Raw genomic sequence first — 11,949 nt, forward strand, 5'->3', positions numbered from 1 at the left:
TTACCTCCTCCTTTAGCGCTTGTTCTTGCCGGTGCGGCGACGGCGGGTGATGAGCTTGTCGCTCGCCTTGTTGGGCTTGCGGGTGCGGCCTTCCGGCTTACCCCACGGGCTGACCGGGTGGCGACCACCAGAGGTCTTACCCTCACCACCACCGTGCGGGTGGTCGACCGGGTTCATGACGACACCACGCACGGTCGGGCGGACGCCCTTCCAGCGCATACGGCCGGCCTTACCCCAGTTGATGTTGCTCTGCTCGGCGTTGCCGACCTCGCCAATGGTGGCGCGGCAGCGAACGTCGACGCGGCGGATTTCGCCCGACGGCATACGGAGGCTCGCGTACGTGCCTTCCTTACCGAGGAGCTGGATGCCAGCGCCGGCCGAACGAGCCATCTTCGCGCCACCGCCCGGACGGAGCTCCACCGCGTGGATGGTGGTACCGGTCGGGATGTTGCGCAGCGGCAGGTTGTTGCCCGGCTTGATGTCCGCGGTCGGACCCGACTCGATCGGTGCACCCTGAACGAGGTTCTTCGGTGCGATGATGTACCGCTTCTCGCCATCTGCGTAGTGCAGAAGGGCGATGCGAGCGGTGCGGTTCGGGTCGTACTCGATGTGCGCGACCTTGGCCGGAACACCATCCTTGTCGACTCGCTTGAAGTCGATGATGCGGTAGCGCTGCTTGTGGCCACCACCGATGTGACGGGTGGTGATGCGTCCGTGGGCGTTACGTCCACCGGTCTTCGGCTTGGGGGCAAGCAGTGACTTCTCAGGAGTGGAACGAGTGATCTCGACGAAGTCCGAGACGCTCGAGCCACGACGACCCGGGGTAGTCGGCTTGTACTTACGAATAGCCATTAGTTACCCGGCCCTCCGAAAATCTCGATCGGCTTGCTGTCTGCCGACAGGGTCACGAGCGCACGCTTGGTCGACTTACGGGTGCCGTAGCCAGCCTTGGTGCGCTTGCGCTTGCCCTGACGGTTTGCGGTGTTCACGCTGGTCACCGTGACGCCGAAGATCTTCTCGATGGCGATCTTGATTTGCGTCTTGTTCGAGTCCGGGTGAACCAGGAAGGTGTAGGTACCTTCCTCGATCAGTCCGTAGGACTTCTCGGAGATGACCGGAGCGAGGATGATGTCGCGCGGGTCGGCGATCGTGGTCACTTGCTCTCCTCCTGGGCTGCCTCAGCCGGGCCGTGCAGGAAGGTGTTGAGCGCCTCGACCGAGAACACGACGTCGTCGCTGTACAGCACGTCGTAGGTGTTCAGCTGGTCCGGAGCGATCGCGTGCACTTCCTGCAGGTTCGACACGCTCTTCCAGCCGGCGAGGTCCTCGCGGCCGATGACGAGCAGGGTCTTCTTGCGGTCGGTCAGCTCCGCGAGGAAGGTCTTGGCGTCCTTCGTCTTCGGGGTCTGGCCAGCCACGATCTCGGTGATGACGTGGATGCGCTCGTTGCGTGCACGGTCCGAAAGCGCACCGCGAAGAGCGGCGGCCTTCATCTTCTTGTTCACGCGCTGCGTGTAGTCACGCGGCTGCGGGCCGTGGACGGTTCCACCGCCGACGAACTGCGGAGCGCGGGTCGAACCCTGACGGGCGCGGCCGGTGCCCTTCTGCTTGAACGGCTTGCGACCACCACCGGAGACCTCGCCACGAGTCTTCGTGGAGTGGGTGCCCTGGCGAGCCGCAGCCATCTGAGCCACGACGACCTGGTGCATCAGCGGGATGTTCGCGGTCACGTCGAAGATCTCAGCGGGGAGTTCGACAGTGCCCTCGGTCTTGCCGCCGGGAGCCTTGACGTTCAGAGAGATAGTGCTCATGCGTGCGCACCACCCTTCACGGCGCTCTTGACGATCACGACGCCGCCGTTGCGGCCCGGGATCGCACCCTTGATGAGGAGCAGACCGTTCTCCACGTCCACCTTGTGGACGGTGAGGTTCTGCGTGGTGACACGGTCGTTACCCATGCGGCCGGCCATGCGGACGCCCTTGAAAACACGACCCGGGGTAGAGCAGCCACCGATCGAACCGGGGCGACGGTGCACAGCCTGTGCACCGTGTGCCGCACCCTGTCCCTTGAAGCCGTGACGCTTCATGACACCGGCGTAGCCCTTACCCTTGCTGGTTCCGGTGACGTCGACGAATGCGCCGTCCGCGAAAACATCAGCGGTGAGCTCCTGGCCAACCTCGTACTGCGAGGCGTCGGCAACACGGAGTTCGATGATCGTGCGACGCGGGGTCACACCAGCCTTGGCGAAGTGTCCGCTGACCGGCTTGTTGACCTTGCGCGGGTCGATCGCGCCGAACGCGAGCTGGATCGCGCTGTAGCCGTCGACCTCGTTGGTACGGATCTGGGTGACGACGGCCGGACCGGCCTTCACTACGGTGACCGGCACGACGCGGTTGTTCGCGTCGAAGACCTGGGTCATACCGAGCTTCGTCCCCAGGATGCCCTTTTCAGGGCGAGTCTTATTGTCAGTCATCTGCTCCACACTCACTGAATGTTGACGTCGACACTGGCCGGAAGGTCGATGCGCATGAGAGCGTCAACGGTCTTCGGCGTGGGGTCGAGGATGTCGATCAGGCGCTTGTGAGTGCGCATTTCGAAGTGCTCGCGCGAGTCCTTGTACTTGTGCGGCGAGCGGATAACGCAGTACACGTTCTTTTCAGTGGGCAGCGGCACCGGGCCAACCACGCGGGCACCCGTACGGGTGACCGTCTCGACGATCTTTCGCGCTGACGCGTCGATCGCCTCGTGGTCATAGGCCTTGAGCCTGATGCGGATCTTCTGTCCCGCCACGCTTAGTCCTCTTCTTCCAGCCGTCTGTGGTGCGGTCGAGATGACCGCATTGCTGAATAGCAGGTAGGGCGCGCGCGGAATGAATCCGTATCGGCCTGTGCCGCTGTTCAGCTGTCATGGTTCACCGGTACACGCGGTCGGGCGTGTCGCTCCCGTGGAACATAGCTGTTCCCTGGGCGGGTAATGCTTGTCTGCCTGACTTTCGGCGTAACCGTGGCGCAGGCAACCTGAACAGTATGCCCCGTCGCGGCTTTGAGTTCAAATCCGGTCTACGATCGGCCGATGCGCTCCGTCCGGCTTGACCTGATCGGCGGCACCAGCATGGCAGCAACCGCTCAGTTGCGGTCCCGCGGCATCGACTTTCACCTGACCACGACGGCCAACGTCACGCTCGCCAACCACGCCGACGCGTGGCTCCCGTTGGCCATTCCCGTCGCCATGCGGACGGGTTCGGAGATCGAATCGAACTCCGCGCCCTCGCCGACCTTCGTCGCCAACGCGGTGCGCGCGCAAGAGGTTCTGCACGCGTGGTGGCCCGACCTGGACATTGTCGGATTGCCGCCGGCCGGTGCCGAACCCGCCGTCACCGACGGACGCGGCATCGGCTCATTCTTCAGCGGCGGTGTCGACTCGTTCTTCACCGCGCATCGTCATGCCGACCAGATCACGCACCTCATCTTCGTCACCGGCTTCGACATCAGCGTCGCCGAGGTCGGGCATGCACAACGCAGTGTCGACAACGCCCGCGCGGCCGCCGCGGCGATGGGCAAGCAGCTGATCGTGGTTTCGGCAGATCTGCGGAAACTGGGCGGCCCCCATGCGCTCGATTGGGGTTACCACTTTCACGGTGTCGCGATGGCGCACGTGGCGCACCTGCTGAGCGATCATCTGCACACGATCTACATCCCCTCGTCCTACTCGACCGAAGACCAGGTGGCGTGGGGAAGCGCTGAGGCGCTCGATCCGCTGTGGTCGAGTTCGCGGATGCGCATCATTCACGATGGCGGCCCGAGTCGACGCCACGACAAGGTCGTGACACTGGTTGACGACGAGGTCGCGATGAGTCACTTACGCGTCTGCTGGGAGAGAAGCGGGGAGCAACTCAACTGCGGCGAGTGCCTCAAATGTGTGCGGACAGCGATCTCGATCCGGTCCGCCGGTGGTCGCTGCGCGACGTTGCCTTCGCACATCGGCGTCCTCGACATCGCTCGCCTGCCGTTTCGGCAGTTCGTCGACCCGGACGCCCTGTGGCGCCTTCGGATTGCGCTGACGAACAGCCGTCACCGCAACCGCCCGGTCGAAATCGCGCTCGCCGGCGCCGAAGCCGGCAGTCGGGTGAACAGAGCTCTCAAGACTGCGTTGGTCAAGCGCGTCACCCGCGCACGCGTCGCGGCGATGCGATCTACATCCGGGTGACCGACGCCGACCGCAGTTCACCTCGCCGGACTTCCTTGCACAACTCCCACACGGACCCGATCCGCCGGAACCCCGCACGTCGGTAGACGCGCGATCCCGCAGTCCCCGCGATCGCGAAGGCGCCGAGCGCGAATCCTTCATCGGCGGCGAGACCCGCCAACGCGATGCAGACTTCGTAGGCAATCCCCCGGCGACGCCACGCAGGCTCGACCAGCAGGTTCTTGAGCCGGTACACGGATCCGGCGGTCATCAACCCGACCGATCCGCAGGTATGGCCATCGAGGTCGGCGACGAAGAATCGCACGTCGCCGGTGACCCACTTTCGACGTTCGAGCTCGATCCATTGCTGCGAGGCACCGTGGTGGCCGTCTGGCTTCTCGGTGGAAGCCGCGTCCACTGCCTCCTTGATCGCCCACTGATCCTCGGTCAGGACCTCGTGAAGCTCGATGCTCGATCGCTCCGGCGACGGCTGCCGAACGAGAACCAATTCCTCACGAAGTGCATAGCCCCGCGCGACCATCGTGCTGTTCAGGACGGACTTTCCGAGTCGACGTAGAGCCGGAACAGAGCCGCATCTGCGGCGCGCACCCGTTGCTCGAAGTCATCGATGACGGCGTGCACGTCCGTGGTTCCGGTATCGACGCTCGTGCCGACGCATCCAGCCGGCAGATCCTGCAGACCGGGCATGACGGCCAGCGTGTACCCGGCGGCGGTCGACACCGCGGCGGCCGAAGCGAAATAGCGTAGGTCGGTGTCGACGAGGTCGGCGAACATACGAGACGGCGAAATCGGTCCGCTAGGGGCGTCCACCTGCACAGATGCCACCGGCGACCTCGTACTCCGCGTGACCGGAATGTCCGGACCGCATCAGCCTAGAGCGTGTTCCGACGAGCACCGATACCGGATCCCAACCAAACCGCAGCCTCCGCGTGACCGTGCCGCCGGGCCTCCAGGGGTAGCCGACAGATAGCTTCCGATTACTGGGAGCTATCTGAGAACCGCCACCCGAAACCGACGAGGCAACGATGCCGAGAGGACGCTGAACCGAATGTTTGGGCGATCACGGAAACCCGGTGTGACTGCAGTGCTGTGTGCAGTCGCGGCTTTGCTGTGGCCGAGCTCAGCATCGGCTGCGCCGGCCGCCTACGCGAACATGGGCGAAGCACCCCCCGGCGCCAACGACTGGAGTTGCAAGCCAACCGCTGCCCACCCTCGCCCGGTGATCCTCGCGCATGGCACTGGCGGCCGCATGGCGATGTGGAAGACGCTCTCACCGATGCTCAAGCACGAAGGCTATTGCGTCTTCGCCCTCAACTACGGTGCCGCCGAGCCGGGCCCTACCCCGGATGACACCATCTACGGCACCGCGGACCTCAACGAATCGGCCCGCGAATTCGGCGCGTTCGTCGACGCCGTGCGAACGGCAACGGGGGCGCGGCAGGTCGACATCGTCGGTCACTCCCAGGGCGGGATGATGCCGCGTCTCTACATGAAGAACTACGGTGGCGCAGACCCAGATCATCCGGAGCGAAACAAGGTCAACTCTCTCGTCGCACTGTCACCGAGCAACCACGGCACCTACAACCTGGGCGCGCAAGTCGGCGAGGTACTCAGCGCACTCGGCGGTATCAGCACCGACGGACTCATGAACGTCGCGCTCGAGCAGCAGGCCTACCAGTCGGCGTTCATCAAGGCCCTCAACGCCGGCGGCGAAACGGAGCCGGGTGTCCACTACACCGTGATCGCGACGCTGTACGACCAGACGATCACGCCGTTCACAAGCAGCTTCCTGGTCGGACCCGAAGTGCAGAACATCCTGCTGCAGACCACGTGCGCCACGGCAACTCCGACGCACAACCAGATGCCCATCAATCCGAGCGCGTTGTGGCTCGTGATGAAAGCGCTCGATCCGCACTACGCGACCAAGCACGTCCAGCCCTGCCCGCGCCTCTAACCTGGCATCCTTCGGCTGAGTAGAGTTACGGCCGTGACAAACGAAACCGCCACCTACAAGGGCTGGAAGAAGCTGCCGAAGAACCGGTTCGGGCAGGCGCTGTTCTCGCTGGGCATGGTCGCTCGCGTTCCGTACTTCGGCACGGTCGTCCCGAACGTCGTCCGTATGGAGCCGGGCCTGTGTGAGGTCACCGCGCCGGACTGGCTCGGTGTGAAGAACCACATCGGTACGTTCCACGCGATCGCGTGCTGCAACCTCGCCGAAATCGCCATGGGCATGCTGTGCGAGGCCACCGTGCCGACCACGCACCGCTGGATCCCGAAGGGCATGACGGTCGAGTACCTAGCCAAGGCCGACTCGGCGCTGCGTGCCGTGGCCAAGCTCGACGAGGTTCCCGACTTCGACGCGATCACCGAGGGCACCGACCTCGTCGTCCCGATCTCGATCACCAACAAGGACGGCCGGGAAGTCGTCCGCGCCCAGATCACGACGTGGGTCACTCCGGCTTGATGTTCGACGTCTGCGTGGTCGGCCTCGGCCCAGCCGGCCGGGGCCTCGCGCACCGCTGCACCACAGCCGGGCTTCGCGTCGCGGTGGTCGATCCGCGCCCGGACCGGCTGTGGGCACCGACCTATGGTGCGTGGACCGATGAACTCCCCGATTGGGTTCCGTCCCAGGTGGTGGCCGTCGAGGTCGCGAAGCCGATCGTCTACACGCCCAATCTGCGGATCGTGGATCGGCCGTACGCGATGCTCGACAAGGCCGAGCTGTTCAAGACCCTGACGCTCGACGGCGCGACGGTCTACGCCGACCGGGCCGTCGACATCACGCCCGATACCGTGCGTCTCGCCGGCGGTACCGAGATCGCGGCACGCGTCGTGATCGACGCGCGTGGTCTCCCTGCTCCCGGCAAGCGGCCCGCGGCCTGGGCCCACGGCATCTTCGTCGATGCCGACGTGGCTGCCCCGTTCGTTCCGCCGGGTGAATGTGTGCTCATCGACTGGCGTCTGCAGAACGGCACCACGAACGCCGATCCGCCGTCGTTCCTCTACGCCGTTCCGATCGGCGACGGCACCGTCCTGTTCGAAGAGGTGTGCCAAGGCATCCCGGGTGGCCTGAGCCAGACCGAACTTCGGCGCCGCGTCATCAGCCGACTCGAGGCCAACGGCGTGCATCTCAACGGCGAGGAGGAAGCCGAGTCGTGCCACTACGCGCTCGACCAGGCGCCTCCCCCGATTCGACACAAGGGCGAGGTGTTTCCGTACGGCGCTCGCGGCGGCCTGATGCACCCCTGCACGGGCTACAGCGCGGCGCATTCGCTCCGGATGGCCGACCGTGTCGTCGAAGCGATCTTGTCCGACACCGACCCCGCGCGCGCCCTGTGGACGACTCGGGCTCGCCTCGTCTACTGGATGCGGATGCGCGGGCTCGCCGGCATCGGCCGCCTCACCAATGACCAGTCCGCCGCGACGTTCGACTCGTTCTTCCGCGCTCCGCTGCGCCAGCAGCAGGCTCTGTTGTCCGAGCATGAGGACGTCGTCGGTATCGGTTCCGTGCTGGTGAACACCGTCCATCACACGTGGCCGTTCCGCTGGCGGTTCGACCTCGTGGGTTGGACGCACCGCAAGCGCTGGGTGCGAAACTAGGTCAGCTGTTCAGCGCCTTACCGACCTCCACGGCTGCGGCCTGGAGGTCGGCGGCGTATTGGTCGATGTCGCTGATAACGCCGCGCTGTGCCACCGTCGCGATGGTGACCGACTCCTTCGAGCCGCACGTCGAGTGCGTCAGGCCCATCGAGCCGCCCTGGTAGACACTGAGCATCGTCATCGGAGCGCCCGCGACAGCGCAGCCGGCTGGGCTCACGACAAGACTCGTCAGCGCGGTGTAGAGCCGCTCGTCATAGGGGCGCACCGCGGCGAGGGTGCGCTTGCGACCGATCGCCGAGGCCATGCGGTAGAGCAGGAATGGAACTCTGCCCTGGACCACATCCGCTGCGGCGCGAGCCGGATCGGCGATCCGGTCGCGAGCAGTCGCGAGAGACGCGGCGATTTCGGCCGAGCGTGCTTTGAGGTCCTCGAGATCGCCCCGGAGATTGAGCATCGAGTAACCGAGCCGGTTGACGCCCATGTGGTCGGCGTCTGGCACGGCGACGACGACGTTGCTCAGCACCTGGGTCATCGGCTCGCCGCTCTCCCGTTCCGCGAATGTCTGCATGGCCTTCGAAACGGCGGTCAGTGCGCCGACGGTCACGGTCGTGGAGCTACCGCGAAGCTGGTTCGTCGGGATTTCGATGAACCGAAGCGTGCGGTCGCCCCCGCCGGGTGGCAGATCGTAGGTCGGTGCCTGGTACGTCTGCGCGACCTCGGCGGCACCTGCAGTCGCGGGTGGGGCGGTCCGCTTCGTCTTGGCCAGGCGAACGCTGAACGGAACGAGCTTGAAGGGTGCCGCAACACTGCGCGCCAGAGCGCTCAGCGGCGAGAGTGCCTTGCTACGAGCTTCTGGCAAGCCGTCGACCAAGACCTCCTCTCCGTCTGCGAAGAGTGCCTTCGTCATCGATGGGAAGGCGCTGCCGGTCATCATCGTGTGCGAGATGTGGCCGGCAACGAAGGTGGCCGGTCCCGCGGTGTGCGGACAGCCGGTCACCCCGTGGAAGACATAGAGCTTCCAGGCCGTCTTTCGACTGTCGAGCGGCGCCGCCAACATCTTGCCGACCGTGTCCATACAGGTCGTCCAGTCCATCGACTCGGCGTCGATGTGCGTGACCAGCTCACTCAGCGGAGTGGCGTCCGTCACCCAATAGGGCCGATCGACGTGGCCCGGAAGTTCGACGATCCGGCGGCGCATCGCCGCGAGCGACGGCAGGCGAGACTCCAGATGGGCGTCGACCGCGTCCCTCCCCGGGGTGCCCTCGAACGTCCAGAATGCCCACCAATCAACCGAATCCCCAAGTCGACCCTGGTGATACGCGGAGGCATCCCAAAACGACAGCTGACCTGTCAACCCCATCGAAACCCTGACTCTGTGTGCCGACCCGACTGGCTCGCGACCGTACCGAGACCTCTTTAGCGTGAGGTCTCGTTCCTGATGTCGCAAAATTCAACGATATGGTTTCACTAGTCGGCGTTGCGCCGGCGTATTCCACCAAGCACAGGTCCAGAGGTCAATGCCGAATTCGAATCATGGAGTCCTCGTCTCCGACGTGCACAAATCCTTCGGCGACGTCCACGCCCTCCAGGGCATCAGCTTCGAGGCGAAGCCCGGCACCGTTCTCGGTGTACTCGGACCCAACGGCGCAGGCAAGACGACGATGGTCAAAGTGCTTTCCACGCTGCTCACGCCGGATTCCGGTGAGGCGTTCGTCGCGGGACACAACGTCGTCACCGAGGCCGCGCAGGTACGCCGCTCGATCATGATGACCGGCCAGTACGCCGCGCTCGATGACATCCTGACCGGACGCCAGAACCTCGAACTCTTCGGCCGCCTGTCTGGGCTCGGCAAGAAGGCGGCCCGCCAGCAGGCCGACGACCTCATCAACGCGTTCGACATCAAAGCTGCCGCGGACCGCATGGTCGGCACCTACTCGGGCGGTATGCGCCGCCGGATCGACATCGCGTGCGGCCTCGTCGTCCGGCCGGACGTCGTGTTCCTCGACGAGCCGACCACGGGTCTCGACCCGCGTAGCCGCCAGACGGTGTGGGCACTCGTCGAAGGTCTCAAGAACGAAGGCATCACGGTGCTGCTGACCACGCAGTACCTCGAAGAGGCCGACATCCTCAGCGACAACATCATCGTCATCGACAAAGGCACCGTCATCGCGTCCGGTACCGCCGCCGAACTCAAGGAACGCACCGGCGAGAGTTACTGCGAGGTGGTCCTTCTGGTGCCGGGTGACCGCGAGGCCGCCGTCGCCGCCCTCGGCGAACTCATGCCTGCTGCCCTCGCCACCGACGAGGACGCCCCGGACCGGATCTCGATCCCCGCGCCCGACGGCGCTGGAACGCTCGCCGAGGCCGTCGGTCGCCTGCACAAGGCGGAAATCCGCTTGGCGGACATCGCCTTACGCCGCCCGTCGCTCGATGACGTGTTCCTGTCGATCACCGGGCACGGAAGCATTTCATGACGATCGCCCAGGTCGACCTTTCGGTCATCCGGAAGCCGGCGCCCACCCCGACGACGCTGAATCAGTTCAGCGCGCTGCTCGAACGGAACATCCGGACGATCATCATCCAGTGGGCGTGGACCTACTCGGTGATCGCGCCGCTGATCTTCACCGCCGGCTACTACCTGCCGCTGAGCTGGATCATGTCCGGCATCAATTACGGCCAGTTCGTCATGCCGATCATCGTGCTGCAGACCGCGTCGTTCACGATGATCTCGGTGGCCCAGCAGGCCGCGATCGAGGCCAGTTCCGGCCTCACCGAGCGCCTGCACACGATGCCGCTGTCCCGGATCGCCCCGCTCATGGCGAATCTCGTCTCGGGTCTGCTGAAATCGGCGCTGTCGATCGGCGCTGCGATTGTCTACGGATACTTCGTCGGATTCCGCTTCCACGGTGGTGTGCTCGGCACGCTCGGCTTCATCGGAATCGCCCTGGGCACCGCCTTTGTGCTGTCGCTCGGCGCGGACGCGTTGGGCAACTACTCGCGCAGCGTCGCGGTCGTCGGCCAGACGATGACGCTGCCGGTTCTCATCTTCGGCATGCTGTCGACCGGTTTCGTGCCCGAGGGCGGCTTCCCCGCGTGGATCCGTCCGTTCGTGCGGGTCCAGCCGGTGTCCCAGCTGTCCGCCGCGCTGCGTGAACTCGCTTCTGCGCACCCGACTTTCAGCGCGATGTGGCCTGGCCTCGCCTGGCTCGTCGGCATGTTCGTGGCCTTCCTCCCGCTGGCCATCTGGGCGAGAGGCCGCAAGTCGTGACCACTTCCATCAGCCCCCTCGGCGCCATCACGCTCCCCGAAGGCAATGCGCCTGACGAGCGTTCGATGCGCGCTCTGTTCAGCCAGAGCCTCCTGCACACGCAGCGCATCCTGACGCGGTGGCGCAAGCATCCGACCGCGATCGGGCAGGCGCTCATCTACCCCGCGATCATGCTGCTCATGTTCCGGGTCGTCCTCGGCGACTCGATCGACGCGAAGGCGGTCATCACCGGCCAGCGTGCGATCTTCGGAACCGTTCCCATGATGGCGATTGTGGGCGCGATGTCGGGCGCTTCGATCAGCGCGATCGCCCTCATGACCGACCAAAAGATCGGGCTCGTCAGCCGGTTCGCAACGCTCCCGATGCACCGCGGAGCAGACCTCCTCGGCCGGCTCACCGCCGAAGCTCTCCGCATCGCCGTCACCGTCGGGCTGATGATCAGCATGGGTTACCTGCTGGGCTTCCAGTTCGAAAAGGGTTGGGAGGCAGCGATTGCGATGACGCTGATTCCGATCGGGTTCGGACTCAGCTTCACGCTCGCGTTGACCGCCCTGGCGACCGCCTCGAGCGGCGAGAACATCATCGGGCTCGCGATGGTCCTCACGACGCTGCTGATGTTTTTCAACACCGGTTTCGTACCACTTATGGCCTACCCGCAGTGGCTGCAGCCGGTCGTCGAGAACCAGCCCGTGTCGTGTGCGATCAATGCCATGCGCGCTCTGTCCGACAGCCGGTACATCGGCGATCTCAGTGAGCCGCTCATCAAGTCGCTGCTGTGGTCGGCAGGCCTGCTGATACTCGCGTTCCGACCGGCGATCAAGGGTTACCAGAACGCTGCGGCCAAGTAATCCGCTGAGCGTCTCCCACGGCCAACTC

General features: G+C 65.2%; 15 protein-coding genes. 7 read left to right on the plus strand and 8 right to left on the minus strand.

Annotated elements, in window-relative coordinates; genetic code table 11:
- Positions 1–12: 12 nt before the first annotated feature.
- From rplB to rpsJ, 5 genes are read right to left on the minus strand one after another with little or no spacing between them, the layout of a single operon-like run.
- Entirely contained in the window at positions 13–852 is an 840-nt protein-coding gene (rplB, locus tag F600_RS0125640; RefSeq protein ID WP_018163537.1) for a 50S ribosomal protein L2, read from the minus strand.
- Entirely contained in the window at positions 852–1,157 is a 306-nt protein-coding gene (gene rplW / locus F600_RS0125645) for a 50S ribosomal protein L23 (RefSeq protein ID WP_018163538.1), read from the minus strand. The genes rplB and rplW overlap by 1 nt, the downstream gene beginning before the upstream one ends.
- The gene (rplD, locus tag F600_RS0125650) at positions 1,154–1,810 is read right to left on the minus strand and encodes a 50S ribosomal protein L4 (protein WP_018163539.1); all 657 of its coding nucleotides are present in this window, start codon (positions 1,808–1,810) and stop codon (positions 1,154–1,156) included. Before rplD ends, rplW begins: the two co-directional genes overlap by 4 nt.
- Positions 1,807–2,472 (minus strand): 50S ribosomal protein L3, encoded by a 666-nt coding sequence (rplC, locus tag F600_RS0125655; RefSeq protein ID WP_026306958.1) that lies wholly within the window; start codon positions 2,470–2,472, stop codon positions 1,807–1,809. The genes rplD and rplC overlap by 4 nt, the downstream gene beginning before the upstream one ends.
- A gap of 11 nt (positions 2,473–2,483) precedes the next feature.
- Positions 2,484–2,789, minus strand: a complete 306-nt coding sequence (gene rpsJ, locus F600_RS0125660) for a 30S ribosomal protein S10 (RefSeq protein WP_003938093.1) — start codon at positions 2,787–2,789, stop codon at positions 2,484–2,486.
- A 282-nt stretch (positions 2,790–3,071) separates the two neighbouring features.
- On the opposite strand from rpsJ, the gene F600_RS29855 reads away from it, so the two are divergent.
- Entirely contained in the window at positions 3,072–4,205 is a 1,134-nt protein-coding gene (locus tag F600_RS29855) for a hypothetical protein (RefSeq protein ID WP_018163541.1), read from the plus strand.
- Here the strand turns inward: F600_RS29855 and F600_RS0125670 are convergent.
- Positions 4,192–4,725, minus strand: coding sequence for a GNAT family N-acetyltransferase (locus F600_RS0125670; protein WP_018163542.1), 534 nt, complete (start codon positions 4,723–4,725; stop codon positions 4,192–4,194). The two genes, F600_RS29855 and F600_RS0125670, sit on opposite strands and share 14 nt — an antisense overlap.
- 8 nt (positions 4,726–4,733) lie before the next feature.
- Complete coding sequence (locus tag F600_RS0125675; protein ID WP_156024830.1) at positions 4,734–5,030, minus strand: hypothetical protein; 297 nt, start codon at positions 5,028–5,030, stop codon at positions 4,734–4,736.
- 250 nt (positions 5,031–5,280) lie between these two features.
- On the opposite strand from F600_RS0125675, the gene F600_RS0125680 reads away from it, so the two are divergent.
- The 3 genes from F600_RS0125680 to F600_RS0125690 are packed head-to-tail and all read left to right on the plus strand — an operon-like array spanning position 5,281 to position 7,805.
- Positions 5,281–6,159, plus strand: coding sequence for an alpha/beta fold hydrolase (locus tag F600_RS0125680; protein ID WP_018163544.1), 879 nt, complete (start codon positions 5,281–5,283; stop codon positions 6,157–6,159).
- 33 nt (positions 6,160–6,192) lie between these two features.
- The gene (locus tag F600_RS0125685; RefSeq protein WP_018163545.1) at positions 6,193–6,669 is read left to right on the plus strand and encodes a hotdog fold domain-containing protein; all 477 of its coding nucleotides are present in this window, start codon (positions 6,193–6,195) and stop codon (positions 6,667–6,669) included.
- On the plus strand, positions 6,651–7,805 hold the full coding sequence (locus tag F600_RS0125690) for a lycopene cyclase family protein (RefSeq protein ID WP_018163546.1): 1,155 nt from the start codon (positions 6,651–6,653) through the stop codon (positions 7,803–7,805). Before F600_RS0125685 ends, F600_RS0125690 begins: the two co-directional genes overlap by 19 nt.
- A 1-nt stretch (position 7,806) precedes the next feature.
- Here F600_RS0125690 and F600_RS0125695 read toward each other — a convergent pair whose 3' ends face one another.
- Complete coding sequence (locus F600_RS0125695; protein WP_156024831.1) at positions 7,807–9,165, minus strand: WS/DGAT domain-containing protein; 1,359 nt, start codon at positions 9,163–9,165, stop codon at positions 7,807–7,809.
- A 157-nt stretch (positions 9,166–9,322) separates the two neighbouring features.
- On the opposite strand from F600_RS0125695, the gene F600_RS0125700 reads away from it, so the two are divergent.
- From F600_RS0125700 to F600_RS0125710, 3 genes are read left to right on the plus strand one after another with little or no spacing between them, the layout of a single operon-like run.
- Entirely contained in the window at positions 9,323–10,279 is a 957-nt protein-coding gene (locus tag F600_RS0125700; RefSeq protein WP_026306960.1) for a daunorubicin resistance protein DrrA family ABC transporter ATP-binding protein, read from the plus strand.
- Positions 10,276–11,073 (plus strand): ABC transporter permease, encoded by a 798-nt coding sequence (locus F600_RS0125705; protein WP_018163549.1) that lies wholly within the window; start codon positions 10,276–10,278, stop codon positions 11,071–11,073. Before F600_RS0125700 ends, F600_RS0125705 begins: the two co-directional genes overlap by 4 nt.
- On the plus strand, positions 11,070–11,921 hold the full coding sequence (locus F600_RS0125710; protein ID WP_018163550.1) for an ABC transporter permease: 852 nt from the start codon (positions 11,070–11,072) through the stop codon (positions 11,919–11,921). The genes F600_RS0125705 and F600_RS0125710 overlap by 4 nt, the downstream gene beginning before the upstream one ends.
- Positions 11,922–11,949 lie beyond the last annotated feature (28 nt).

It is taken from the genome of Smaragdicoccus niigatensis DSM 44881 = NBRC 103563, assembly GCF_000380645.1.
Taxonomy (GTDB): Bacteria; Actinomycetota; Actinomycetes; order Mycobacteriales; family Mycobacteriaceae; genus Smaragdicoccus; species Smaragdicoccus niigatensis.

What these genes read in the sequence shown, in the direction of transcription:
- rplB (WP_018163537.1), bottom strand. Translation starts at nt 852, where the DNA reads ATGGCTATTCGTAAGTACAAGCCGACTACCCCGGGTCGTCGTGGCTCG.
- rplD (WP_018163539.1), bottom strand. Translation starts at nt 1,810, where the DNA reads ATGAGCACTATCTCTCTGAACGTCAAGGCTCCCGGCGGCAAGACCGAG.
- rplC (WP_026306958.1), bottom strand. Translation starts at nt 2,472, where the DNA reads ATGACTGACAATAAGACTCGCCCTGAAAAGGGCATCCTGGGGACGAAG.
- F600_RS29855 (WP_018163541.1), top strand. Translation starts at nt 3,072, where the DNA reads ATGCGCTCCGTCCGGCTTGACCTGATCGGCGGCACCAGCATGGCAGCA.
- F600_RS0125670 (WP_018163542.1), bottom strand. Translation starts at nt 4,725, where the DNA reads ATGGTCGCGCGGGGCTATGCACTTCGTGAGGAATTGGTTCTCGTTCGG.
- F600_RS0125695 (WP_156024831.1), bottom strand. Translation starts at nt 9,165, where the DNA reads ATGGGGTTGACAGGTCAGCTGTCGTTTTGGGATGCCTCCGCGTATCAC.
- F600_RS0125700 (WP_026306960.1), top strand. Translation starts at nt 9,323, where the DNA reads ATGCCGAATTCGAATCATGGAGTCCTCGTCTCCGACGTGCACAAATCC.
- F600_RS0125705 (WP_018163549.1), top strand. Translation starts at nt 10,276, where the DNA reads ATGACGATCGCCCAGGTCGACCTTTCGGTCATCCGGAAGCCGGCGCCC.